General features: G+C 42.4%; 24 protein-coding genes and 1 riboswitch. Of the genes, 22 read left to right on the top strand and 2 right to left on the bottom strand.

The window, feature by feature from the left end; all coding sequences use genetic code 11:
• Positions 1 to 29: 29 nt before the first annotated feature.
• From FLP08_RS05335 to FLP08_RS05265, 15 genes are all read left to right on the top strand, one after another.
• Positions 30 to 1,043, top strand: a complete 1,014-nt coding sequence (locus tag FLP08_RS05335; protein ID WP_156274792.1) for an alpha/beta fold hydrolase — start codon at positions 30 to 32, stop codon at positions 1,041 to 1,043.
• Positions 1,006 to 2,079 carry a homoserine dehydrogenase family protein gene (locus FLP08_RS05330; protein WP_156274790.1) on the top strand — a complete coding sequence of 358 codons (1,074 nt, stop codon included), beginning with the start codon at positions 1,006 to 1,008 and terminating at the stop codon, positions 2,077 to 2,079. The genes FLP08_RS05335 and FLP08_RS05330 overlap by 38 nt, the downstream gene beginning before the upstream one ends.
• Positions 2,080 to 2,085: 6 nt before the next feature.
• Entirely contained in the window at positions 2,086 to 3,303 is a 1,218-nt protein-coding gene (locus tag FLP08_RS05325) for a trans-sulfuration enzyme family protein (RefSeq protein WP_156274788.1), read from the top strand.
• Positions 3,304 to 3,337: 34 nt separating this feature from the next.
• A complete protein-coding gene (locus tag FLP08_RS05320; RefSeq protein ID WP_156274786.1) occupies positions 3,338 to 3,754 on the top strand; it encodes an RrF2 family transcriptional regulator in 417 nt (138 codons plus the stop codon).
• 134 nt (positions 3,755 to 3,888) lie between these two features.
• On the top strand, positions 3,889 to 4,518 hold the full coding sequence (locus FLP08_RS05315) for a phosphoadenosine phosphosulfate reductase domain-containing protein (protein ID WP_156274784.1): 630 nt from the start codon (positions 3,889 to 3,891) through the stop codon (positions 4,516 to 4,518).
• A gap of 160 nt (positions 4,519 to 4,678) precedes the next feature.
• Positions 4,679 to 6,772 (top strand): ferredoxin-like domain-containing protein, encoded by a 2,094-nt coding sequence (locus FLP08_RS05310; RefSeq protein ID WP_156274782.1) that lies wholly within the window; start codon positions 4,679 to 4,681, stop codon positions 6,770 to 6,772.
• Positions 6,765 to 7,556, top strand: coding sequence for a uroporphyrinogen-III C-methyltransferase (cobA, locus tag FLP08_RS05305; protein ID WP_156275666.1), 792 nt, complete (start codon positions 6,765 to 6,767; stop codon positions 7,554 to 7,556). The genes FLP08_RS05310 and cobA overlap by 8 nt, the downstream gene beginning before the upstream one ends.
• Positions 7,557 to 7,683: 127 nt before the next feature.
• Positions 7,684 to 8,277 carry a precorrin-2 dehydrogenase/sirohydrochlorin ferrochelatase family protein gene (locus tag FLP08_RS05300; protein ID WP_156274780.1) on the top strand — a complete coding sequence of 198 codons (594 nt, stop codon included), beginning with the start codon at positions 7,684 to 7,686 and terminating at the stop codon, positions 8,275 to 8,277.
• Positions 8,270 to 9,334 carry an NAD(P)/FAD-dependent oxidoreductase gene (locus tag FLP08_RS05295; RefSeq protein WP_156274778.1) on the top strand — a complete coding sequence of 355 codons (1,065 nt, stop codon included), beginning with the start codon at positions 8,270 to 8,272 and terminating at the stop codon, positions 9,332 to 9,334. The genes FLP08_RS05300 and FLP08_RS05295 overlap by 8 nt, the downstream gene beginning before the upstream one ends.
• Positions 9,335 to 9,478: 144 nt before the next feature.
• Complete coding sequence (locus FLP08_RS05290; protein ID WP_156274776.1) at positions 9,479 to 9,901, top strand: OsmC family protein; 423 nt, start codon at positions 9,479 to 9,481, stop codon at positions 9,899 to 9,901.
• A gap of 76 nt (positions 9,902 to 9,977) precedes the next feature.
• Positions 9,978 to 10,081: riboswitch (SAM riboswitch) on the top strand.
• 51 nt (positions 10,082 to 10,132) lie between these two features.
• Positions 10,133 to 11,149: a homocysteine S-methyltransferase family protein gene (locus FLP08_RS05285; RefSeq protein ID WP_156274774.1), complete on the top strand. Its 1,017-nt coding sequence runs from the start codon at positions 10,133 to 10,135 to the stop codon at positions 11,147 to 11,149.
• Between the two features lie 2 nt (positions 11,150 to 11,151).
• Entirely contained in the window at positions 11,152 to 13,830 is a 2,679-nt protein-coding gene (gene metH, locus FLP08_RS05280) for a methionine synthase (protein ID WP_156274772.1), read from the top strand.
• Between the two features lie 234 nt (positions 13,831 to 14,064).
• A complete protein-coding gene (gene metF / locus FLP08_RS05275; protein ID WP_156274770.1) occupies positions 14,065 to 15,021 on the top strand; it encodes a methylenetetrahydrofolate reductase [NAD(P)H] in 957 nt (318 codons plus the stop codon).
• A 60-nt stretch (positions 15,022 to 15,081) separates the two neighbouring features.
• Positions 15,082 to 16,185: an acyloxyacyl hydrolase gene (locus FLP08_RS05270; RefSeq protein WP_156274768.1), complete on the top strand. Its 1,104-nt coding sequence runs from the start codon at positions 15,082 to 15,084 to the stop codon at positions 16,183 to 16,185.
• Positions 16,182 to 16,931 carry a head GIN domain-containing protein gene (locus FLP08_RS05265; RefSeq protein ID WP_156274766.1) on the top strand — a complete coding sequence of 250 codons (750 nt, stop codon included), beginning with the start codon at positions 16,182 to 16,184 and terminating at the stop codon, positions 16,929 to 16,931. Before FLP08_RS05270 ends, FLP08_RS05265 begins: the two co-directional genes overlap by 4 nt.
• A 10-nt stretch (positions 16,932 to 16,941) precedes the next feature.
• Here the strand turns inward: FLP08_RS05265 and FLP08_RS05260 are convergent, their stop codons facing one another.
• Positions 16,942 to 17,394 (bottom strand): hypothetical protein, encoded by a 453-nt coding sequence (locus FLP08_RS05260; RefSeq protein ID WP_156274764.1) that lies wholly within the window; start codon positions 17,392 to 17,394, stop codon positions 16,942 to 16,944.
• A 126-nt stretch (positions 17,395 to 17,520) separates the two neighbouring features.
• Positions 17,521 to 18,447, bottom strand: coding sequence for a gliding motility-associated ABC transporter ATP-binding subunit GldA (gldA, locus tag FLP08_RS05255; protein WP_156274762.1), 927 nt, complete (start codon positions 18,445 to 18,447; stop codon positions 17,521 to 17,523).
• Positions 18,448 to 18,789: 342 nt separating this feature from the next.
• Between gldA and FLP08_RS05250 the strand changes: the two genes are divergently transcribed.
• The 7 genes from FLP08_RS05250 to FLP08_RS05220 all read left to right on the top strand — a co-directional run bounded on the left by FLP08_RS05250 (position 18,790) and on the right by FLP08_RS05220 (position 26,162).
• The gene (locus FLP08_RS05250) at positions 18,790 to 19,617 is read left to right on the top strand and encodes a prephenate dehydratase (protein WP_156274760.1); all 828 of its coding nucleotides are present in this window, start codon (positions 18,790 to 18,792) and stop codon (positions 19,615 to 19,617) included.
• Positions 19,614 to 20,759 carry a pyridoxal phosphate-dependent aminotransferase gene (locus FLP08_RS05245; RefSeq protein ID WP_156274758.1) on the top strand — a complete coding sequence of 382 codons (1,146 nt, stop codon included), beginning with the start codon at positions 19,614 to 19,616 and terminating at the stop codon, positions 20,757 to 20,759. The genes FLP08_RS05250 and FLP08_RS05245 overlap by 4 nt, the downstream gene beginning before the upstream one ends.
• Positions 20,756 to 21,637 (top strand): prephenate dehydrogenase, encoded by an 882-nt coding sequence (locus FLP08_RS05240; protein WP_156274756.1) that lies wholly within the window; start codon positions 20,756 to 20,758, stop codon positions 21,635 to 21,637. Before FLP08_RS05245 ends, FLP08_RS05240 begins: the two co-directional genes overlap by 4 nt.
• Entirely contained in the window at positions 21,627 to 22,721 is a 1,095-nt protein-coding gene (locus tag FLP08_RS05235; RefSeq protein WP_156274754.1) for a bifunctional 3-deoxy-7-phosphoheptulonate synthase/chorismate mutase type II, read from the top strand. The genes FLP08_RS05240 and FLP08_RS05235 overlap by 11 nt, the downstream gene beginning before the upstream one ends.
• Positions 22,722 to 22,793: 72 nt before the next feature.
• Positions 22,794 to 23,741, top strand: a complete 948-nt coding sequence (gene rsgA / locus FLP08_RS05230; RefSeq protein WP_156274752.1) for a ribosome small subunit-dependent GTPase A — start codon at positions 22,794 to 22,796, stop codon at positions 23,739 to 23,741.
• On the top strand, positions 23,741 to 24,193 hold the full coding sequence (dtd, locus tag FLP08_RS05225) for a D-aminoacyl-tRNA deacylase (RefSeq protein WP_156274750.1): 453 nt from the start codon (positions 23,741 to 23,743) through the stop codon (positions 24,191 to 24,193). Before rsgA ends, dtd begins: the two co-directional genes overlap by 1 nt.
• Before the next feature lie 52 nt (positions 24,194 to 24,245).
• On the top strand, positions 24,246 to 26,162 hold the full coding sequence (locus FLP08_RS05220; RefSeq protein WP_156274748.1) for a DUF3858 domain-containing protein: 1,917 nt from the start codon (positions 24,246 to 24,248) through the stop codon (positions 26,160 to 26,162).
• Position 26,163 lies beyond the last annotated feature (1 nt).

Genomic DNA, 26,163 nt, shown 5'->3' with positions numbered 1-26,163 from the left:
AATGCTTTTCCCGGATTAAACTAAAAGAAATGCTTCAAGAGATTACAATAGAGAATTTTAAAAATTCCGCGGGAACGGTGCAGGATATCCACCTGAGCTACCAGTTCTTCGGAAAAAAACCTACAGAGGCTCCCATCATCCTGGTAAATCACGCCCTAACCGGGAACTCCCTGGTGACTGGCAGTAAAGGCTGGTGGAAGGAGCTAATAGGGAAAAATAAATGTATAGATATCAACCGTTTTTGTGTACTGGCTTTTAATATTCCTGGTAACGGATTTAAAGGGCCCGAAGACCAGTTCTTTGAAAATTATAAGGAATTCAGACTGAGAGATATTGCGGAGATTCAGGCACAGGCCCTGGAAAAGCTGAATATCACTAAACTTTTTGCCATCATAGGTGGGAGTATTGGTGGTGCATTGGCCTGGGAACTGGCAGTTTTGAAGCCTGAGCTTGCTGAGAACATCATCCCGATCGCCTGTGATTACAAATCCACAGACTGGCTGGTAGCGAATTGCAGGATCCAGGGTCATATTCTGAATAATTCCTCCAACCCGGTGCACGATGCGAGAATGCATGCCATGACCTTTTACCGAACTCCACAATCGCTGGCACAGAAATTCGAGGGTAAAAGGAACAGGGAAAACCAGGCATTTGAAGTGGAGAACTGGCTTTTACATCATGGGGAGAAGCTTAAGAACAGGTTTACGCTTCCTTCTTATAAACTGATGAACCACCTGCTTACCACTATTGATATTAGCGATGGTACAGGAAATCACCTGGAAGCAGCCAGCAGGATCAAAGGGGATATTCATATAGTCACGGTTAATTCTGACCTGTTCTTTCTGGCAGAGGAGAACTGGAACTCTTACGTGGAATTGTCTCTATTAAAGAATAATATCAGCATCCATGAGATCAGGTCCATTCATGGCCACGATGCTTTTTTGATCGAGACGGACCAGCTAAATAAATTTTTAAAACCAATATTTCAATCAACTATTCAAGCAAATGAAAACAATACATCTCGCACTGTTTGGGCCGGGTAAGGTAGGCAGCAAATTACTGGAACAACTAGCCTCTTCGGAAGAACATTTAAAGGAATCTTCCGGCCTAATCCTGAAATTGGTCCTTGTGGCAGATTCTTCGCATGCGCTTCTGAATCCTAAAGGGATAAAGTCTGATTGGGATAGCGGTTTTAAAAGAAGTTCAAGGAAATATTCTTTTTCAGAAGTCGAGGAGTATTTCAAAAAGCATCAGTTTGAAAACCTCGTTTCCATAGACACTACGGCAAGTAACGAGTTTCCGCATAAATATTTCGACCTGGTGAATGCCGGAAGTCATATTATCGCGGCAAATAAAGTGGCCAATACACTGTCTTTCGAGTTTTATGAGAAGCTGAGAAAAGTGTTGAAAAAGAACAATAAGAATTTTGTTTATGAAACCAATGTGGGTGCGGGTCTTCCTATAGTAGAAACCTTAAGGAATTTGCATCTTTCGGGAGAGAAGGTCACCAGGATAAGAGGGGTGTTCTCTGGTTCGCTGAGCTATATTTTCAATACGTTTTCAAGCGAACAAAAGGAATTTTCCAAAGTCCTGGAAGAAGCCGGAGTTCTTGACTATACTGAACCTGATGCGCGAATAGACCTTAGCGGAAAGGACGTGGGAAGAAAATTGCTCATCCTGGCCAGGGAAATACAATTGAAAAAGGAATTCGAGGAAGTGAAAATCGAATCGCTGATTCCCCATCAGTTGAACGGTGATACCACGCTGGAAGAATTCAATTCAAGGATTTCAGAATTAGATGGACACTTTGCAAAATATAAATCAAAACAGCTAAAAGATGAGGTGCTTAGATATATTGGAGAACTGGATGTGGAAAAAGGCAGCCTGGAGGCAAAACTGATCAGGGAACCAAAGGCTTCAGCACTGGGCCAAATAGAGGGCGCCGATAATATTTTTGAGATCTATACCGAATCCTATAAAGATCAGCCTTTAGTGATTCGTGGAGCCGGAGCGGGGACCGCAGTGACCGCAAGAGGAGTATTTGGCGATATTTTAAAAATATCGGAACGATTAAATTAGAATAAAATGGAAAACCTACAAGCCATAGCAACCGAGAAAAGTGACTGTAACGCACATTATCAGGAGAATTTTGAAACGATAGCAGTAAGAACTCAAAGTGAAAGAACGCAATTTCAGGAGCATTCGGTGCCGTTGTATCTAACTTCAAGTTATTTATTTGAAGATTCTGAAGATATGAGGGCGAGTTTTGCCGAAGAGAAAGAGCGTAATATTTACAGCCGATTCACCAATCCTAATACTTCAGAATTCGTTGATAAGATCGTTAAAATGGAAGGCGCCGAAGCCGGTTATGCTTTTGCAACAGGAATGGCAGCGGTTTTTTCCACCCTGGCAGCTTTGCTAAATAGTGGAGATCATATTGTCGCGGCAAGATCTGTTTTCGGCTCAACGCATGGCTTGTTCACTAAGTATTTTCCGAAGTGGAATATTTCGCATTCCTATTTTGATGTGAATGAACCGGAAACCATTGAAAGTTATATAAAACCTGAAACCAAAGTGCTTTTTGCGGAGTCTCCAACAAACCCGGGAGTTGATATCCTGGACCTGGAACACCTGGGTGAAATTGCAAAAAAGCATGATCTCATTCTGATAATCGATAATTGCTTTCCTACGCCATATATTCAGAACCCGATTAAATTCGGCGCTGACCTGGTGATACATTCGGCTACCAAATTGATCGACGGTCAGGGAAGAGTGCTTGGTGGTGTTACCGTTGGGAGAGAAGACCTAGTAAGGGAAATCTATTTGTTCAGTAGAAATACGGGGCCGGCGCTTTCCCCATTTAACGCCTGGGTACTTTCGAAAAGCCTGGAAACTTTATCAGTTCGCTTGGAAAAGCATTGCGAAAATGCAATGAAAGTGGCTGAATACCTGGAAGGAATTGAACAGACCCAGAATGTGAAATATCCTTTCCTAAAATCGCATCCACAATATGAAGTGGCGAAAAAACAAATGAGATTAGGCGGGAATATAGTGGCTTTTGAAATAAAAGGAGGAATTGATGCGGGTCGCAGGTTTATCGATAATTTGAAGCTTTGCTCAAGATCGGCCAACCTGGGAGATACCCGAACAATTGTGACGCATCCTGCTTCTACAACTCATAGTAAACTGAGTGAAAATGAACGCCTGGAAGCGGGAATTACAGACGGATTGGTAAGGATCTCAGTAGGACTGGAACATATAGAAGATATTATTAATGATTTAAAGACAGCATTAAAGAATTAAGGAAGGCAAGTGAAAATATTTTTATATTCGTCCCATGCTTTCCAAAAAGACAAAGTACGGAATTAAGGCCCTGGCCTATATCGCCAGGAAAAAGGACAGAAAACCGGTCCAGGCTTCAGAAATATCTGAAAGTGAGAATATTTCTCAGAAGTTTCTGGAAAGTATTCTTCTGGAGTTGAGAAAATCGGGTTTCCTGGGTTCAAAAAAAGGTAAGGGCGGAGGCTATTATCTTATTAAAGAGCCTGGTGAAATAAGGATGACTGCGGTGATCCGGGTCCTGGAAGGTCCCATTGCAATGGTCCCTTGTGTAAGCCTTAATTACTATGAAAAATGTGATGATTGCCCGGATGAGAACACCTGTTCAGTTCATAAGCTGATGATACAGGTTCGGGACGCCTCACTTCAGGTACTTGGTGAGAACACTTTAGAAGATATTGCGAGCCTGCAATAGGTTGAAGTGTTAAAATAAGATTTTTATTAGAGAAATAATTGGTGTTTAAACGCACGAAGTCTAGTTTTGTTTAAAACCTAGTAAACCGATAGGATTATAGTTTTATGGAAGCGACTTTGGAAAATAGAGGTATTATGAGAAAGTATTCAGCAAAGGAGTTAAGAGCTCTAAACAGCCAGCTAAAGGGGATAGACCCTTCAGAAGTAATAAGATGGGTGCTGGTAAATAGCAAAAAACCGGTGATTACCACGAATTTCCGCCCTTATGAAGCGGCGATATTACATGCGGTGGTAAGTGAGAAGCCAGATACAACCGTTGTATGGTGCGATACCGGATATAATACTCCTCAAACTTACAAACATGCCGATGCGGTTATCAGGCAACTGGGCCTAAACGTAAAATTGTATACCCCTAAACAAACCGCGGCTTACCGTGATGCGCTCAATGAAGGTATTCCCGATGTGAACAGTCCGCTGCATGAAGAATTTACCAGGCAGGTAAAACTGGAGCCTTTTCAACGAGCTATGGCCCAACAGCAGCCAGATGTATGGTTTACTAATTTAAGAAAAGGACAAACCGCATTTAGAGATAGTATTGATATCCTAAGCTATAGTAAGGACGGGCTTTTAAAAGTGAGTCCTTTTTACCACTGGACCGATGAAAAACTGGACGAATATTTAAAGAAACATAAGCTACCGAACGAGTTTAAATACTTTGATCCAACCAAGGTATTGTCTAATAGGGAATGTGGTTTACACGCTTAATTAGAAGAAACTGATGTTTAAAATTTCGATGAATACGATTTGTTATATGTGTATGTGCTATTCGCCTCACACTTAGAAGCCTATTTTATAAACTGAATTATAAAAAGTCCTTTTAAGTGATCCACCTAAAAGGACTTTTTTCATTTTAATCAATTTAATCATGCAAAGTTTTAGAACCGAAATTGAAAATCCCATTGTCGAACAGGACATTCTGGATTTGGAGAAAAAGATAAGGTTATTCCGGGAAGGAAAGGCTGATGAAGAGAAATTCCGGAGCCTGCGTCTTGCACGTGGAGTTTACGGACAAAGACAGGCTGGTGTTCAAATGGTTCGTATAAAACTGCCGTTTGGAAAGGTTACTTCAGAACAGTTACATCGAATCGCCGATGTTTCTGATGAATATTCCAAAGGGCGATTGCATATCACTACGAGACAGGATATCCAAATACATTATGTGAGCCTGGACCGGACTCCTGAACTCTGGGCACAGCTCGAAAAAGATGATGTTACCCTTAGGGAAGCTTGCGGAAATACGGTAAGAAATATTACCGCTTCTCCAACCGCGGGTATAGATCCAAACGAACCGTTTGATGTTTCGCCTTATGCGTACGCTGCATTTCAATTCTTTCTACGGAACCCTATTTGCCAGGAAATGGGCAGGAAATTCAAAATGTCTTTCTCCTCTTCAGATGAGGATACAGCCTTAAGTTATATCCATGATCTCGGGTTTATCGCGAAACTGAAAGATGGAAAACGCGGTTTTAAAGTAATGCTTGGTGGCGGACTCGGTTCTCAGCCAAGACATGCTGATGAGCTTTACGATTTTCTTCCGGCGGAGGAGATCATTCCGCTAATTGAAGGTGTGCTTCGCGTTTTTGATCGTCATGGCGAACGTGCAAAGCGATTAAAAGCAAGAATGAAATTCCTGACCAAGGATATTGGGAAAGAAGCCTTTATGGAATTGGTGGAAGCACAGAAAACGGCTTTATCTCAAAAACAACCAAAATTCGAAATTGAGAAATTTGAAGCTGCTCCACTATTACAAGACGTAAAAGTTCCTTCTGTGGAAATCGAAGATCAGAAAGATTTTGAAACCTGGAAGCAAACCAATGTCTTCAAACAGAAGCAGGAAGGATTATATGCTATTGGAATCCGTGTTCCCTTAGGTGATTTTTATACCGGTGGCGCCAGGAAGCTGGCAGATCTGGTGAAAAAATATGCCGGTAACGAGCTAAGGTTAACGCTAAGGCAGGACATTCTGATACGTCATTTAAGGGAAGATTTTCTGCCATTCTTTTATTCTGAATTAAAAAAACTGGGTTATGCTGAAACCGGTTATAACAAAACGGTCGATATTACGGCCTGCCCGGGAACCGATACCTGTAATCTTGGAATAGCGAGCAGTACGGGAATTGCAGATGTTCTGGAAGATGTTTTAAAAGAGGAATATCCTCAATTCATCAACGGTAAGGATATTACTATTAAGATCAGCGGATGTATGAACGCCTGCGGCCAGCATAATATGGCTGAAATTGGCTTCCAGGGAATGTCTATCAAGGTTGGTAAAACTGTGGCTCCGGCACTTCAGGTATTGCTTGGTGGCGGAACAATTGGAAACGGACAGGGAAGATTCGCAGATAAAGTGGTGAAGGTCCCAAGTAAAAGAGGACCTGAAGCACTAAGGGTTTTACTGAACGATTTTGAAGCAAATTCAAAAGCAGATGAAAAATTCGCGGAATATTACGACCGCAAGGAGAAAACCTATTTCTATGATCTGCTGAAAGACCTTGCAGACACTTCCAATCTTAGCGAGAATGATTTTGTGGACTGGGGCCACGAATCGCCATATATAAAAGCTGTAGGTGTAGGCGAATGTGCGGGAGTGGTTATCGATTTGATCGCGACGCTTTTATTCGAAAGTGAGGAAAAGATCGATAATGCAAAATCTGCACTGGAGAGAAAGGATTGGGCCGATAGTATTTATCATTCCTATACTTCAATTGTGAATTCCGCTAAGGCCTTATTGCTGGCTGAAGATGTGAAAACCAATACTCAGGCAGGTATCATTGCACAATTTGATGAACTTTTTGTAGAAACCGGAAAGATAGAATTATCAACAACTTTCAAGGAATTCACTTATCAATTGAACGAAAATGAGCCGACAGAGGCTTTTGCAAATAAATATTTAGAGGACGCGCATTTGTTCCTGAAGAGGGTGGATGCATTTAGAACAAAGGAGGTACAAAATGTATAATTCACCAAAATTAACCGTCGTTGGAGCAGGACCTGGGGATCCGGAATTGATCACCGTTAAGGCTTTGAATACATTGAAGTCTGCCAAAGTGGTGTTATATGACGCGCTTATCAATCGGGATCTGCTGAAATATGCGCCACAAGCGGAACATATTTTCGTCGGAAAACGAAAGGACAAACATCGTTTTTCGCAGGATGAGATCAATGAACTTATTGTAAAATATGCTTTGGAAAGAGGCCACGTAGTAAGACTCAAGGGTGGTGACCCATTTATATTTGGAAGAGGATCTGAAGAGATCAATTTTGCAAGGAAGAACGGGCTTGAAACAGCTGTAGTTTCAGGAATCACGTCTTCGATCGCGGTGCCGGCAAATGTTGGGATCCCGCTTACACAAAGAGGAACTTCGGAGAGTTTCTGGGTGATCACAGGAACCACATCTCAGAAAAATTTATCAAATGACGTTCGTCTGGCGGCTCAATCTACGGCAACGGTTGTGATATTAATGGGAATGGGAAAACTCCCGGAAATTGTTGAGGTTTTTAAAGGCTTCGGAAAACAGGATATTCCCGTGGGAATTATTCAGAACGGAACGACAGTTAATGAAAGATCAGGTTTTGGAACGATCGAATCTATTGAAAAGATCGTTTCAGAAAAACAAATGGGAGCTCCGGCAATTATAGTAATTGGTGAAGTGGTAAAAGAAGCGAATGCTTTACAGAAAGCTTTTCAGGATGTGAAAAGCATTCCAAAGAAATCGAATTTTATAAATGCAGGAGCAGCTTAAAACCAAAATACGTCAAGCTGAACTTGTTTCAGCTTCTCAATAGATCCTGAAACTCCCGAGGCTTCGGGACAGGATGACAAAATACAATGGTCAGGTCGAGCGGAGTCGAGACCTTAATAAATGAAAAATGGAAGAAAGAAACGAACTATACCCGGTTTTTCTAAAGGTCAATAAACTAAATATCCTGGTGGTGGGGGGTGGAAATGTGGGACATGAAAAACTTCATTTTCTGTTCAAATCTAGCCCCAATGCACAGGTTGAGATCGTCGCAAAATGGTTTTTACCGGAAACGGAAGAACTGGCAAAGAAACACGGCGCGAAACTGATCAAAGGCAGGTATAGAAAGAAATATCTGAGAAAAAAACATTTCGTGATCGCCGCGACCAACGATGCGAGACTTAATAAACGGGTTCACCGCCACGCGAAAAAGAGATTTTTACTGGCAAATATCGCCGACACCCCCGAACTCTGTGATTTCTACATGGGCGGAATTGTGAATAAAGGCCATGTAAAAATCGCGATTTCAACCAACGGGAAGTCGCCAACCACGGCAAAGCGGTTACGCCAGTTCTTCGAGGAGGTGATCCCTGAGAATGTGAACCAGATGGTCGAAAATTTAAATGAATATAGAAAGTCCATTAAAGGTGATTTTGAAGCCAAAGTGGAACAGATGAATACCATAACAGAATCCTTAATCGTAAAAAAAGAGAGTGATGATTAAAACAGATATCCTGATAATCGGGGCCGGGCCAACCGGATTGTTTACCGTTTTTGAAGCGGGATTATTAAAGCTAAAAACGCATTTGATAGATGCGCTTCCACAACCTGGTGGGCAATGTTCAGAAATTTACCCAAAAAAACCCATTTATGATATTCCGGCTTTTCCGGAGATCCTGGCGGGAGATCTGGTGAAGAATCTCATGGAACAGATAAAACCTTTCGAACCCGGATTCACTCTTGGTGAACGTGCGGAAACTCTGGAAAAACTAGATGATGGGACTTTTATTGTGACCACCAACAAAGGAACTCAGCATCATGCACCTGTAGTAGCAATTGCCGGCGGACTTGGATCTTTTGAACCTAAAAAACCACCTATTGCCAATATTTCAGACTTTGAGGATAAAGGAGTTTCATATTTTATTAAAGATCCTGAAGTCTATCGCGATCGAAAAGTAGTTATTGCCGGTGGTGGAGATTCCGCTTTAGACTGGGCTATTTATTTATCGGATGTTGCTTCAGAAGTTGCCCTGGTACATAGAAGGGAAGAATTCCGGGGAGCACTGGATTCCGTAGAAAGGGTTTCAGAACTGGCAAAACTTGGAAAAATTGAAATGATCACGAATGCCGAAGTTGTTGGATTAAAAGGAGAAGATGAACTGGAGCAGGTGGTAATTCGTCATAAGGACAAGGCTCGTGGAGAAGAGTTCAGGGAGGTAGATGATTTTATTCCGCTCTTTGGATTATCACCAAAACTAGGACCTATTGGAAGCTGGGGACTCGAGATTGAAAAGAATGCGATTAAAGTTGATAATTCTTATGATTATCAAACCAATATTCCCGGCGTTTATGCGATTGGCGATGTAAATACCTATAAAGGAAAACTGAAGCTGATACTTTCCGGTTTTCATGAGGCGGCGATCATGTGTCAGAGTGCATATCAACGAATTTATCCGGATAAGAAATATGTATTGAAATACACCACTGTTGGCGGTGTGGAAGGATTTGATGGTTCAAAGAAAGAAGCTAAAAGAGAAGTCGTCCAGAGTATCAGTGTTTAGAAGGTCATCCTGAACTTGGTTCAGGATCTCAAGTAGAGAAGCTGAAACAAGTTCAGCTTGACGTATTTTGAGAAAAATTTAAAGGTAACCTTTGTTACCCGTGGGAAAAAGCAGAATTCCTATCTTTGATGAAAATTCGAAAACATGAAGATTAGCTTAAAACGAATCAACGATAATTACCTTTTTGAAACCGTAAACGAACGCGGGAACATTGTTCTTCTAGACAATAAAACTGATGATGAGCCTAAAGGTTCAAGTCCAATGGATCTCATACTTCGTGGTATCGCAGGTTGCAGCAGTATAGATGTGGTAATGATCCTTAGAAAACAGAATCATGAGCTGGAAGATCTTAGAGTAGAAGTTGATGGCTATCGCGAGGATGGCGCTATTCCGAATGTATTTAAGAAGATTCAGTTGGATTTTATTTTGAAAGGAGATATCCCACCAGCCAAAGTAGAAAGAGCGGTAAAATTATCAATGGATAAGTATTGTTCCGTTTCCAAAATGCTGGAAAAAGCGGCTGAGATCAGCTACTCTATCACCCTGAATGGTGAAAAGGTCTTATAGAAAATTTTCTTAATTCCTTGCTTTTGGGTATATTATAAATGTATATTTGCCATGTAAGTTCATTGTTTACTAACAATCGTTATCAAGAAAGGTTGAGGGAATAGACCCTGTGAAACCTTAGCAACCCTCCTTTGGAGAAGGTGCTACATTCTACTGAGTTCAGTCTCGGATAGATAACAAACAAGAATTCTTTTCTGTCTTCTTTTTTTGATAACGTTCATATTATAGAATATGTCAAAAATTGAAGAGTTACTCTCACAAAAAATATTAATACTTGATGGTGCCATGGGGACCATGCTTCAGGAATATAAATTTTCTGAAGAGGATTTCCGTGGAAAACGTTTTGCCGACTGGCCGGTTTCTCTAAAAGGGAATAATGACCTGCTGTCTATTACCCAGCCGGAAGCTATCGCCACTATTCATCGTAAATATTTCGAAGCCGGGGCCGATATTGTTGAAACGAATACCTTCTCCGGAACCACCATCGCCATGGCCGATTACAAAATGGAAGAGCTGGTCTATGAGTTGAATTATGAGTCGGCCAGGATTGCTAAAGAAGTAGCGCAGGAAATCACTGCTGAAAATCCTCAAAAACCGAGATTCGTTGCAGGAGCAATAGGTCCAACCAATAAAACGGCGAGTATGAGCCCTGATGTGAACGATCCTGGGTTTCGTGCCATTTCATTTGAAGAATTGAAAGTGGCTTACAAACAGCAGGCAAAAGCATTGATAGACGGTGGAGTAGATGTGCTTTTAGTGGAAACGGTTTTTGATACCCTGAATGCCAAGGCAGCTCTTTTTGCGATAGACGAATTGAAGGAAGAATTGAATGTTGATATTCCCGTGATGGTTAGTGGGACGATCACCGATGCTTCCGGCAGAACACTTTCTGGCCAGACTGCCGAAGCATTTCTGATCTCAATTTCTCATATTCCGCTTTTAAGCATTGGTTTTAACTGCGCTTTAGGAGCCAAACAACTGACTCCCCACCTGGAAGCGGTTGCCAGGAATACCGAGTTTGGTGTTTCAGCTTATCCCAATGCCGGACTTCCCAATGCCTTTGGAGAATACGATCAGGATGCTCAGGAAATGTCAAATCAGATCTGTGAGTACCTGGAAAAAGGTCTCGTGAATATTCTCGGCGGTTGCTGCGGAACCACTCCAAAACATATAAAAGCGATCGCAGAAATTGCCAAAGATTACCAGCCAAGAAAACTTAAAAGAACTCTTCAAACTCAAAGTATTTAAGAATGTCAGAAATCAGACCGTTAAAATTATCCGGACTGGAACCTCTGGTGATCACTCCTGAAAGCAATTTTATAAATGTTGGGGAACGAACGAACGTGGCCGGTTCCCGCAAATTTTTGCGATTGATCAAGGAAGAGAAATATGATGAGGCTCTTGAAGTTGCCCGGGAACAGGTAGAAAATGGCGCTCAGATCATCGATATAAATATGGATGATGGGCTCATTGAAGGCAAGGAAGCCATGGTTAAATTCCTGAATCTCGTAGTGGCAGAACCTGATATTTCCAGGGTTCCTATCATGATAGATAGTTCCAAATGGGAAATTATTGAAGCTGGTCTGCAAGTGGTACAGGGAAAATGTGTGGTGAATTCTATCAGTTTGAAGGAAGGCGAAGAAGATTTTATAAGTCATGCGAAAAAGATTAAGCGATATGGAGCTGCCGTGATCGTGATGGCATTTGATGAAGTAGGCCAGGCAGATAATTATGAGAGACGAATTGAGATCGCAAAACGTTCCTATAATATCCTGGTCAATAAAGTGAAGTTCCCACCTGAAGATATCATTTTCGATCTCAATATTTTCCCGGTTGGAACTGGAATGGAAGAGCATAGAAGGAATGCGATAGATTTTATTGAAGGTACGCGCTGGGTGAAGGAAAATTTACCGCATTGTAGTGTGAGTGGAGGCGTGAGTAATGTTTCCTTTTCGTTCCGGGGCAATAATCCGGTGCGGGAGGCGATGCATTCCGTATTTCTATATCATGCAATTAAAGCGGGGATGAATATCGGGATCGTAAATCCTTCCATGCTGGAAGTTTATGACGAGATTCCTAAGGACCTGCTGGAACATGTGGAAGATGTGATTCTCGACCGAAGAGATGACGCGACCGAGCGTTTACTGGCTTTTGCTGAAAATGTGGTAGGGACTAAAAAAGAAAATAAAGTTGATCTTTCCTGGAGGGAAAATCAGTTACAGGAAAGGATCACCCATGCACTTGTAAAAGGAATCGACGCCTATATTCTAGAAGATATTGAACAGGCACGAATTGAAGCTGAAAAGCCTCTGGATGTAATTGAAGGTCCTCTTATGATTGGAATGAATGTGGTTGGTGATCTTTTCGGAAGCGGGAAAATGTTCCTGCCACAAGTGGTGAAGTCGGCAAGGGTTATGAAAAAGGCGGTAGCCCATCTTTTACCATATATCGAAGCCGATAAATCGAATAAAAGACAATCTGCAGGGAAAGTATTGATGGCAACAGTAAAAGGCGATGTGCATGATATTGGTAAAAATATCGTGAGCGTGGTCCTGGGCTGTAATAATTATGAGATCATCGATCTTGGGGTGATGGTACCGCCGGAAAAGATCATTGAAACTGCCAAAAAAGAGAATGTAGATGTGATAGGCCTTAGCGGACTTATTACTCCGTCTTTGGATGAGATGGTTTTCCTGGCCAAGGAAATGGAAAGACAGGATTTTTCTGTTCCGCTTTTAATTGGTGGAGCAACCACTTCCAAAGCTCATACCGCGGTAAAGATCGACCCGCAATATAAACATGCGGTGGCTCATGTGAATGATGCTTCTCGCGCGGTGACTGTGGTGGGAGATCTTTTAAAGGAAAGCACCAGGGAGAAATACAAGAACGAGCTAAAGGTTCAGTATGACGAATTCCGAAAGAATTTTGGAAAAAGAAGTAAGATCAAGTCTTTCCTAAGTATCGAGGAAGCCCGGAAAAATAAATTTCAGATCAACTGGGAAGATTCACAGATCACTAGGCCTGCTGAATTAGGAATCCAGGTGATCGAGGATTTTGACCTGAATAAACTGGTTGATTATATAGACTGGAGTCCGTTTTTCAGAAGTTGGGACCTGCATGGTCGTTATCCGGATATCTTGAAGGATGAGAAAGTAGGCGAGCAAGCGCAGAGCCTTTTTAGTGACGCCCAGATTCTGCTTGAAAGAATTTTAGATGAAAAACTGCTGAAGGCTAAAGCGATCTTTGGATTGTTCGAAGCAAATACGATCAATCACGACGATATCGAAGTGAAATTTCAGCAGGATTCTACAGAGAAAACAGCAATTTTCAGAACACTTAGGCAGCAATTGAAGAAACATGGGGATCAACCAAATTTCGCACTTTCAGATTTTATTGCACCAAAAGAAACGGGAGTTCAGGATCATATTGGCTGTTTTTGCGTGACTACCGGGTTTGGAACTCATGATCTTGCTGCTCAATTTGAAAAAGAACATGATGATTACAATTCGATCATGATCAAAGCGCTGGCCGATCGTCTGGCGGAAGCTTTCGCGGAATACCTTCATAAAAAGGTAAGAACTCAACATTGGGGTTACGCCTCTGAAGAAAACCTTAGCAATGAAGAGCTGATCAGGGAAGCTTACAAAGGAATTCGGCCTGCCCCGGGCTATCCGGCCTGTCCAGATCATTTGGAGAAACTAACCATCTGGGAAATATTGCAGGTTAAGGAAAGAATAGGAGTTGAACTTACCGAAAGCCTGGCCATGTGGCCGGCTGCGAGTGTAAGCGGTTACTACTTTGCTAATCCTGAAGCTCGATATTTTGGACTGGGAAAAATTAAAGAAGACCAGGTGAAGGATTTCGCTAATAGAAAAGGAATAGGATATAAGAAGGCGGAAAAATGGCTGAATCCGAATATAGCGGATTAGTAATGAGTAGTTAGTATTAAGAAATTAGAATAGTAAAGACCTCACAGGTTTTAAAAACCTGTGAGGTCTGTGAAAAACAAGAAAAAATAGCTTGGCTTAAAACTTATCGCTAAGAGCTGAAAACCGATTAAACCGCGTTAGGGATTGTAGCGGCATCCCCCGATCGAGATCGGGGATAGAGCGAAAAGCCCGGCCCGAAGGGAAACGCCCAGATAATAAAAGAAAAAAGTTTCAATGAAAATTACCGAACATTTACAAGCAGCGAAGGATAAAACCTTATTCTCTTTTGAGATACTCCCTCCATTGAAGGGACAAAACATTAATTCTATCTACGAGAGCATAGACCCGTTGATGGAATTTAATCCGCCGTTTATTGATGTGACCTATCACCGGGAAGAATACGTGTATTCGGAAAAGGAGAACGGACTGCTGGAAAAGAAGATCGTGAGAAAACGTCCCGGAACCGTAGGCATCTGTGCGGCTATCCAGAGCAAATATGGAGTTGATGCGGTACCGCATATTCTCTGTGGCGGATTCTCTAAGGAGGATACCGAGAATTTCCTGATCGACCTGGATTTCCTTGGAATTAAAAATGTGATGGCCTTGCGCGGGGATGCGGTAAAAAGCGAAACTTACTTTAAACCTGAAAAGAACGGGAATTGCTTTGCTAAAAACCTCGTAGACCAGATCTACGATCTTAATTCTGGAAAATACCTTGATGAGGTCATTGAAAAGGGGCATAACACAGATTTTTGCGTGGGTGTTGCCGGTTATCCTGAGAAGCATATGGAAGCACCAAGTATAGATAAGGATATTCAGCGGTTAAAAGAAAAGATCGAGGCCGGTGCAGAATACGTGGTTACCCAGATGTTCTTTGAGAATGACAGATATTTCGATTTCGTTGAAAAATGCAGGGAGAGCGGTATTGATGTTCCCATTATTCCTGGTTTAAAGCCCATTGCCACCAAAAAACAGTTAAGCGTTATTCCGCATAGATTTCATGTGGATATGCCAGATTGTTTGATAAGAGAAGTTGAAAAATGTAAAGATAATGCCGCAGTAAGACAGGTGGGGATAGAATGGTGTATACAGCAAAGCAAGGAACTTATTGCCGGCGGAGTCCCGGTGTTACATTATTATTCTATGGGAAAAAGCACAAATATTCAGCAGATAGCTGAGGCTGTTTTTTAAGAATTTAGTTAGTAATCTAACGGGCTGTTTTTTTCGTAAATATGTTAGATTTGCTTTCGTATGAAAAGAATTGCCCCCTGTCTCTTCTTATTTTTTAGCCTGTTCCTACAGGCCCAGGAAGAGAAGCCTGAAAAGTATTTTTCCCTGGACGCCAACTATTTTTACGGTAGTATCATGGAGCATAACCCTGATATTGCCCATCTTATTACGGGGCATCCCACGGGAGTGATCCTTAGCTGGAACCAGAAAACCTATGGGCTAAAGGATTGGGAGCGCCGCTACAATTACCCGGATTTTGGATATTCTTTTACCTACCAGGATATGAAAAACCAATACCTGGGGGAAACCTTTGGGCTTTATGCTCACTTTAGTTTTTATTTTCTGAAAAGAAACCTGATGTTCAGAATAGGGCAAGGGCTGGCCTATAATACCAATCCGTATCATTCTGATGAGAATTACATCAACAATGCCTATGGTTCTCACCTGTTAAGCACCACCTATTTAATGGGGAATTATCATAAGCAGGATATCATAGATGGGTTTGGTTTACAGGCGGGGATCTCCATTATCCATTATTCCAATGCCGATTTCAAATCTCCTAATAACAGCACCAATACCTTTACCTTTAATCTTGGGGTAAACTACCTGCTCGATCATGAGCAGCACCCTGATTATGTTCCGCGTGGTCCTAAAGAAAAATATACCGAGCCGGTTCATTTCAATTTAGCGCTGAGGAGCGGGGTGAATACCACCGGGGTGGTAGGCTCTCCGCAATTGCCATTTCTAACAGTTTCGGGTTATGCCGATAAGGTGATCAACAGGAAAAGTACCTTGCAGGCCGGGGCTGAGCTTATCATGTCCAGGTCGCTTGAGGAATTTATCGAATACCAGGCAGTGGCATTTCCTCAGGAAAATAATGATCCGGATGCCGATGCTAAAAGAATTGGAGTGTTCGTTGGGCACCAGCTAACTTTTAATAAAATGTCGCTGATCACCCAGTTGGGCTATTATGCCTATTATCCCTATACGAGTTACGTGGAGCAAATCTATAACAGGATAGGATTGCAGCGTGAAATTTACAAGGATCTATGGGGATCGGTGACCGTTCGTTCGCACGGGGCTAATGCAGAGGCAGTCGAATTTTCAATCGGATACAGGTTATGAAAAAACTATTAGGAGCAATTGTCATGATTTTAGTGCTTGGTTGCAGTACCGAGTCGGCCCCAGATTGTCTGCAGACCACCGGGAAAATAATTCAGCAGGAAGTTGAGGTTGATTCCTTTAACGAGATCATCGCCTATGAGCGCATAAAATTATTTATCGAGCAGGGCGAAGAGCAAAAGGTGGTCATCGAAACCGGAGAGAACCTGATCAATGAGGTGAAGGTGGAGGTGATCGACTCCAGGTTGATGCTAAGGAATGAAAATTCCTGTAACCTCTTCCGGGATTACGCGGTCACGAAGATCTATGTCACCACTCCGAATTTAACCTGGCTGCAGTCCAGTACCGAGTGGACCATTGAAAGTATTGGGACGCTGAAATTTCCCGAGCTTTGGTTGCGATCCCTTAACCAGGAGCGTGATATGAGCATCCATACCGATGGTGATTTTAAACTGGATCTCGAAGTCGAGAACCTGAGAATTACTTCAGATCACATCGCCAATTTTTTCCTCACCGGTAAGGTGGAGAATTTCGATGGTTTCTTTGCTGCCGGGGACGGCAGGCTGGAAGCAAGGGACCTCATTGTACAGCATTACGATCTCTTTCACCGAGGTACGAATAAGCTTATCATCAATCCGCAGCAGAGTTTAAAAGGAGATATTTACAGTTACGGAGATATCATTTCGGTGAATCGTCCCCCTGTGGTGAATGTGACCGAACATTTTAAGGGTCAGCTTATTTTCGAATAGATTCTATTTCTTATTTCTGACTTTTCTTCCATAAGACCCGGAATAAAGAGATCATGTAATGAAACAGAATTAGAAGCAAGGGAGTAGCTACCAGCGAATAGGTAAAGATCCAGAATATTCTCATCGCCAGTTGGCCGCCCTGGAAAGTTGCCTTTTCTGAAAAATTAAAGGAGAGGTTTCCAGCCAGGAAATAACAGATGGGCACCCAAAGAATCGCCAGCAAAATATTCAGCTTCAAGATCCAGTTTAAGATTTTATAGATACCGGTTTCGGGATGTCGAATCGCCCGGATGCCCAGATAGACCATCGAAGCCAGGGAAATCAAGCCAAGCCAGGTGATTGGCGTGCCGGCGGGAACGTCAAGTAATGAAACCACTAATATCGAGGAACCGCTAATTAATAAGGTGGCTGATACCAGAAAGATGAGCAGAAATAAAAAGAATAGGATGCGGTCTTTTTTCATTGAAAGCTTTCGAAATATAAATTTAGCTTTCTAAAATACTTAAATTATTAAAACCATATTTGAAACGACCCAGATCAATGAGTTTGAAATACCTCAGTTATACTCGATGAAAATCAGATTTCCTACTTATTTGTTCTGGGAGGAGGTTAGTTCAGCAAAAAGGCTTTCCAGGTTCTTTGTTTTCTGGTTAAGCTGAAGTGTTTTTAAGCCGTTATCATGGGCGAAATCGAAAACTGCCGGCCTCATGTCTTTTTTCGTGTCGAACATCAGTTCATAGGTGAAGCCACCGGTATTCTTAGCCGAGGCGAGGTGAGGCAGATCATTAAGGGCAATTTCTTCGATCCTGTAATCGAATTCCACGAAAATCACTTGTTCACCTTCCGATCTCATCTCTTTCAGATTCTTATCTGCAACCACCTTTCCTTTGTTGATAATGATCACCCGGTCGCAAATGGCTTCAACTTCCTGCATAATATGAGTAGAAAGGAATACGGTCTTTCCTTTTCCGGAACCAGATTGTTCCTTGCCAATATTCTTGATGAGGCTGCGTATCTCTACCAGCTGGTTGGGGTCTAAGCCGGTTGTTGGTTCGTCCAGGATCAGCACCTCAGGGTCATGCAGCAGTGCTGCTGCAAGTCCTACTCTTTGTCTATAACCCTTGGAAAGTTGTTCTATTTTTTTGTTGGCTTCGGGTTTAAGTCCGGTAAGTTCGATCACATCCTCAACACGGTTCTTATCAGTTTTATAAACTGATGCGTTGAAACGAAGATATTCACGAACATACATTTCAGTATATAAAGGGTTGTGTTCCGGAAGATAACCTATGCTTTTCTGGACAAGTGCAATTTCACTGTCCAGGGAATGTCCGCTTATTTCCGCAGAACCAGAGTCGGCATCCAGGTAACCGGTTAGGATCTTCATAAGAGTGGATTTACCCGCACCATTAGGCCCCAGGAAACCTACGATCTCGCCTTTTTCGATCTCAAAATTGATATCATCCAGTGCTTTCTGAGCTCCGTAATGTTTTGTTATGTTAGTTACCTTGATAGACATAGAGGTTCAAAATTAGGAATAAATCTGCAGGCTGGTATCTGAAAATATTTCAAATTATCAACGAATTCCTTTCATATTAAATTGTATTCTTAGCTAAATGCCAGACAATTTTCCGAATTCCTGAAAACTGAAAATTTTTGATAGGAAAAGATTTTGAATATTAAATTTTTACCCTACTTTGGTCATTCGTAACAATTCGAAATGGCAACTTTAATTAACTGGAACGCATTCTATTATTTTTATTTCTATACCAGAGATAGGATCGGGAATGCTATATGATTAATTAAAGCTAAATTATATAAAAGTCTCGATCCTTGATCGGGACTTTTTTTTGATATCTATATGAACAAAAAAGTAGGAATACAGGGAATTAAGGGCTCATTTCACCACCTGGTGGCGATGGACTATTTTCATAAGGAAGTAGAGGTTATGGAGCATTTGTCATTTCATGAACTTGCCCAGAAGCTGGCCCAGCGGGAGACCACCGAGGCGGTGATGGCTATCGAGAACAGTATAGCCGGCTCTATTTTACCCAATTATGCTCTTATCGATGAATATGACCTGAAGGTAGTGGGAGAGCATTATACCCCGGTAAATATGAACCTGATGGCGCTGGAAGGACAAAAGATAGAAGATATCAAAAAAGTGTTTTCACATCCCATGGCCCTGTTGCAGTGTAAGGAGTTTTTCAAGAAACATCCGCACATCAAATTGATTGAAGACGCAGATACGGCCGAGGCAGCCAAAAGGATTTCTGAAGAAGGACTTAAAAAGACCGCAGCAGTCGCAAGCCCGGCAGCAGCCGAGATGTATGGCCTGGAGATCCTGGCCAGGGAGATACATACTATTAAAAGCAATGCGACACGATTTCTGGTTTTAGGGAACGAAATGAAAAAACCGAATGGGGAGATGCTGGACAAGGCTTCAATAAAGTTCGACCTGAAAAGTGAGCGCGGCAGTCTGGTTTCTTTGCTGAACATTATCAGGGATTGTTACCTGGATATGACCAAGATTCAATCGCTGCCGGTTATAGATGAACCCTGGAAATACTCCTTTTTCGTAGATGTGATCTTTGAGAAGCCTGAAGATTTTCAGAAAGCCATGGATGTATTGAAACTTATGACCGAAGATTTAAAAATATTAGGGATCTATAAAAATAATTTGTCATGATAACGGCAAAAAGACTGGACACGGTACAGGAATACTACTTTTCGAAAAAGCTTCGGGAGGTGGCCGAATTGCGTAAGACCGGGAAGCCTATTATCAATCTTGGTATTGGTAGTCCCGATCTTCCGCCCCCGCCGCAGGTAGTTGAAAAACTTAATGAAGCACTAACCGATTCGGGCGCACATCAATATCAGCCTTATAAGGGGATTCCGGAACTGCGCAACGCCATGACCGGGTTCTATAGGAAATTTTATGGCCTTGAGCTCGATCCTAATTCTGAAATCCTTCCACTTATGGGGAGCAAGGAAGGGATCATGCATATTTCCATGGCCTTTTTGAACCCGGGGGACGAGGTTTTACTGCCAGACCCCGGTTATCCAACTTATAGTTCGGTAACTAAATTACTTGGAGCCCAGGAAAGGAATTATGAACTTAAGGCTGAAAAGGACTGGCTGCCAGATCTGGAGAAACTCGCGAAAGAGGATCTTAGCAAAGTAAAGATCATGTGGGTGAATTATCCGCATATGCCTACGGGAGCCAGCGCTTCAGAAAAGTTCTTCGAGAAAATCACCCGGTTTGCCGAGGAACAGGAGATCCTGGTGGTTAATGACAATCCCTACAGTTTTATTCAGAACGATCATCCCCAAAGTATCCTGAAGAATAACGGACTTAGTGATTACGTGATGGAACTTAACTCTCTGAGCAAGAGTTTCAATATGGCCGGCTGGCGGGTTGGGATGCTAAGCGGAAGTGAGAAGAATATCAATTCCGTTCTAAAAGTGAAGTCGAATATGGATAGCGGGATGTTCTACCCGGTGCAGGCCGGTGCCGTGGAAGCCCTTAAATTATCTGAAGAATGGTTCGAAAGTCAGAATAAGATCTATGCCAGCAGGAAGTCGAAAATGGAAGAATTGATCGCCGAAATAGGAGGAACCATAGAAACTGAGCAGGTAGGCCTTTTTCTTTGGGTTAAGGTTCCTGAAGGTAAAAGCTCGGAAGCGGTAGTAGATGAATTGTTATATGAAAAGGACATTTTCATAACGCCTGGTTTTATTTTTGGCTCCCAGGGAGAAGGTTATATAAGGTTTTCCCTTTGCGCCAGTGAAGAGGTTATTGATGAAGCATTAAACAGGATCAAAAAATGAAAGTATTTGTAATAGGAACCGGACTCATAGGAGGCTCATTCGCCCTGGACCTTAAGACAGTCATGAAAGACGTTGAGATCTACGGAATAGATAAGAGCCAGAAACACCTGGATAAGGCTTTGGCTTTGGGAGTGATAGACTATCAGGCAGAACTGGAAGATATTTCTCAGGCAGACCTGGTTTACCTGGCCATTCCGGTAGATGCTTCCCTAAAATTACTTCCTCAGGTGCTCGACCTGGTAAATGACGACTGCGTGGTAACCGATGCCGGCTCCACCAAGGAACATCTTTGCAAGATGGTCGAAGATCATCCTAAAAGAAGGAATTACCTGGCGGGACATCCCATTGCCGGAACCGAGTTTTCTGGTCCCGAAGCTGCTATTCACGAACTTTTCAGGAATAAGACCAATATTATTTGCGAAGTAGAAAAAACAGCTTTTAAACTTCAGGAAAGAGCGCTGGAAGTTTTTCAGAATATAGGCATGAGAATAAGGTATATGGACCCGGTTTCCCACGATAGGCATATCGCTTACGTTTCCCATCTGTCTCATATCAGCTCTTTCATGCTGGGGAAAACTGTACTGGAGAAGGAGAAGAACGAAAGGGATATTTTCGATCTGGCCGGCAGTGGATTTGAATCTACGGTAAGGCTAGCCAAAAGCTCTCCGGCAATGTGGACCCCAATTTTCAATCTGAATAAAAAGAATGTACTGGAAACCCTGGATGAATATATCTCTAACCTGGAAAATTTCAGGAAATTGATACAGGAAGATAATTTCGAGGAGGTCTATTCAGAAATGGAAAAAACAAATCATATCAAAGAAGTATTAAACGGAATAAATAAGAACGAACTTAAAATCGCGGAAAATGGAAAATAAAAAGGAACTTAGAAATTGGCTGGATGATTTCGGATTATCTCATCCACTGGTGATTGCAGGACCCTGCAGCGCCGAAACCGAAGAGCAGGTATTAACGATCGCTCACCAGTTAAAAGATAGTGATGCAACCGTGCTAAGGGCCGGGATCTGGAAACCTAGGACCAGGCCGGGGAATTTTGAAGGGGTAGGCGCATTGGGACTTAAATGGCTTCAGAAAGCTAAAGAAGAGACCGGAATGCTTACCACTACCGAGGTGGCCAACCCAACCCATGTGGACCTGGCTTTAAAACATGATGTTGATATTCTATGGATTGGGGCGAGAACCACCGTGTCTCCTTTCATTGTTCAGGAGATCGCGGATGCACTTAAAGGGACCGACAAGATCGTACTGGTGAAAAACCCGGTTAACCCCGATCTTTCGTTATGGCTGGGAGCCGTTGAAAGGCTGCACACGGCAGATATTTCAAAACTTGGAGTGATCCACCGCGGATTTTCGGCTTATGAAAAGACCGGATACAGGAATAACCCGGAATGGCAGATCCCGATCGAACTTCAGAATAAGTTCCCAGACCTTCCGCTAATTCTGGATCCTTCACATATCGCAGGTAGAAGGGATATCATATTCGATCTATGCCAGACTGCACTTGACCTTAATTATGACGGACTGATGGTAGAGACACACCACAATCCAGATAAGGCCTGGAGCGATGCCGCCCAGCAAATCACCCCTGAAACACTTATCAAGATCATGGAAGATTTAAAGGTTAGAAAAGAGATCTCTGCGAGCGAGGAATTTCAGAACAAACTGGAAAGCTTAAGGTCTAAGATAGATATTACCGATTCCCAGATCCTGGAGATCCTGGCTAAAAGGATGAAGATCGCCGAGGAGATAGGAAGGGTTAAAAAAGACCAGAACGTGGCCATTCTTCAAACCAAAAGGTGGAACGAGATACTTGGTAAAATGGTGCTTGAAGGCGAGAGCAAAGGCCTAAGCGAAGAATTCGTACTTAGGATGTTCAAGGCTATCCACCAAGAATCTATCAACCATCAGCAAAAGATCCTCGATGGGATTGGCTCTGCTTAGTGGCTGTAGTGATTTTATTTTTAGATTTGTAGCGTGAAATCGAATGTTGGTGATATGAATAATATATAATTAATGCAGGGAACGGTTTATAAATCTACAGGTAGCTGGTATCAGGTCAAGGCTGAAAATGGTGAATTCTACGAATGCCGGATCAAGGGAAAATTCCGTATCCAGGGCATTAAAAGTACCAATCCTGTGGCGGTGGGTGATGAGGTAAGCTTTGACCTTGAAGAAGGTGTTGAAGGTAAGACCGGCGTTATTAAAAAGATAAAAGACCGCGAGAATTATATAATTCGGCGGTCTGTTAATCTTTCCAAGCAAACCCATATCATTGCCGCGAACATAGACCAGGTATTTCTGCTGGTGACTTTAAACAACCCGCCAACCCTTACCACTTTTATAGACAGGTTCCTGGTTACGGCCGAAGCTTATGATATTACGGCGATTTTGCTTTTCAACAAAGTTGATACCTATTCTCCAGAAGAACTGGGCGAGGTGAAATACCTTGCAGAGCTTTATCGTGGTGCCGGCTATGAATGTATTGGAATTTCCGCCAAACATGGGAAGAATGTCGAAAAGGTAAAAGATAGGATGACGGGTAAGACCAGTATGATCTCAGGTCACAGCGGTACGGGAAAATCCACGCTTATCAATGCCATCGAGCCCAGCCTGGATCTTAAAACTTCAGAAATTTCCAAACAACATAGCCAGGGTCAGCATACTACTACCTTTGCCGAAATGTTCGATCTCAGCTTCGATGCCAGAATCATAGATACTCCCGGAATTAAAGGTTTCGGTGTGGTAGATATGGATCGGGAAGAGATAGGTGATTATTTTCCGGAGTTTTTTGAAAGAAAACAGGACTGCAAGTTCCATAACTGCCTGCATTTAAATGAACCTAAGTGCGCGGTAAAGCAGGCTCTGGAAGACGGGGAGATTGCCTGGTCCCGTTATAAGAGTTACCTGCAGATCATGGAAGGGGAGGAAGACAATTACCGAATAGATCAATATCAAAAATAATGAGAGCAGTAATACAAAGAGTTTCTGAGGCATCTGTAACCGTAGACCATAAAGTTTGCGCGGTAATGCAGGATGGATTATTGATCCTACTTGGAGTAGAGGACGAAGATGGGGATGAGGACATAGACTGGTTATGCCGGAAGATAATCAATATGAGAATTTTTAACGACGAGGACGGGGTAATGAACGAATCCCTGAAAAGCGTGGACGGAGATGCCATCGTGGTGAGCCAGTTCACCCTACATGCCAGTACCAAAAAAGGCAACAGGCCAAGTTATATCAAGGCTGCCAAGCCTGAAGTTGCTGAGCCTATGTACGAAAAATTCATCCAAAAATTTGAAAAGGAATTTGGCAAGAATGTAGGTGCCGGAAGCTTTGGGGCAGATATGAAAGTTTCCCTTCTAAATGACGGACCGGTAACAATTTTATTAGATTCAAAGGATAAACGTTAAAAAACGTTAATTTTTTATATATTGCGCTAAATTCTTAAGCAAGTCCCCCGGAATGCGCAAACTTTTTATTGTTTGTTTTCTTGGCATTTTTTCATCCCTACTCAGCCAGGAAAACATTAAGATTATTGATATTGATCCAGAGATGCTCGTGAATGCCAATGCGGTTGTTCGCGCGCATAACGTTGTGATAGAAATAGATGATATCGATGATGTCGAGATCACTACCACCAGGATAGTAACCGTGCTGAATGAGGCCGGAGAAAAATATATAGATGCCTTTGAAAACTTTGATGAGGGCCGGTCTATACTGGACCAGGAAGCCATTATCTATGATGGGAACGGCAGGGAAATCAAGAAATTCAAAAAGAGGCATTTTACCAGTCAGAGCAATTTTCAGGATTTTGTCTTGTTTTCAGACAACCAGGTTAGCTACCTCAATTTTACACCCCGGGGTTACCCCTATACTGTTAGTTACAAATCCAGAATTCGTACGAATACCAGCATTTTTCTACCAGACTGGTGGCCTTTAGAAGGCTATAAGGTGAGCGTGGAGAATTCTTCATATGAGCTTAAAAATGAAAAGAATATTCCTGTTAGGTATTCTGAAAGGAACCTGGAGGGCCTGGAGGTGATTTCCTCTAATTCGAATAATGAGCTTAAATATTCCGCAAAAAATATTCCTGCCAGGAACTACGAGGACTATAGTCCTGCTTTCGAAGGCCTTGCGCCCAGGGTCATGGTGGCTTTGGAAGAATATTCCCTGGAAGGCATCGAGGGAAGGGCTAAGGACTGGAAAAGTTTCGGAAAATGGCAGTACGAGAACCTGGTTGCTGGCACCGGAGAATTATCAGACGAGATCGTTAGAACGATCACAGAGCTTACTAAGAATGCCCAGACCACCGAAGAAAAAGCGCGCATCATTTATAAATATGTCCAGGAAAATACCAGGTATATTGCGGTGATGCTCGGGATTGGAGGCTGGAAGCCGTATCCTGCCGCCGAAGTTGATAGACTCGGTTACGGAGACTGTAAGGGACTTTCAAATTTTACCAAAGCACTTCTTGCTTCCCAGGGCATAGAGGCCGATTATACCGTTATTTACGGAGGGCCTAAAAGAGATATAGATCCTGGGTTTACCAAGATGCAGGGGAATCATGTGGTCCTTAGCCTTCCCCAGGAAGGGAAGGAAGATATCTGGTTAGAATGCACCAACCAGGACATTCCATTCAATTACCTGGGAGATTCCACGGATGACAGGTATGCCCTAAAGATAAGGCCTACCGGAGGCGAAATTGTAAGAACGCCAAAATATTCGGCAGACGACAATTTAAAAAGTGTAAATGCTGAGGTTATGCTAAATGAGACAGGTGGTTTTAGTGCGGAAATACATAGGACCAGTTCCGGAGTTCCTTATGGCAACATTTACCCTATAGAGTTACAGAAAAAAGAGGTTCAGGAGAACTATTACCGAGAGAACTGGGGACATTTTCAGAATATAACAATAGAAGAATTAAACTACACTAACGATAAGCGAAAAATAGAGTTCACTGAAAATCTTAAAATCAAGGCAGATCGTTTCTGCAGGCTGGCCGGGAACAGGCTACTGCTTCCCTTGAGTTTTCTTGAAGTTGGCGGTATGCAAGTAGACAAGGATACAGACCGTAAGAACAATATTAAAATAAACAGGGGGAAGACCTTCAAGGATTCATATACCTATACCTTACCCGAATCATATGAAGTTGAGGCTCTCCCTGAAAACCGTGAGATCGAAACTGAATTTGGGCTCATCTCCTTCTCCACCGAAGTATTGGAAAAAGAAGGCCGCGTACAAATTGCGGTAGAGAAGTATTTGCAAATTCTAGATGGAGAATGGACTCCCGATAAATTTGAAGATTTCAGAAGCTTTATAAACGAGATACATAAAATAAACAATCAAAAGGCAGTGATTGTCCCAACCAGTAAAACCTAAT

It is taken from the genome of Christiangramia aestuarii (assembly GCF_009735585.1).
Classification (GTDB): domain Bacteria; phylum Bacteroidota; class Bacteroidia; order Flavobacteriales; family Flavobacteriaceae; genus Christiangramia; species Christiangramia aestuarii.
This window is presented reverse-complemented; position numbering and strand designations above follow the sequence as displayed.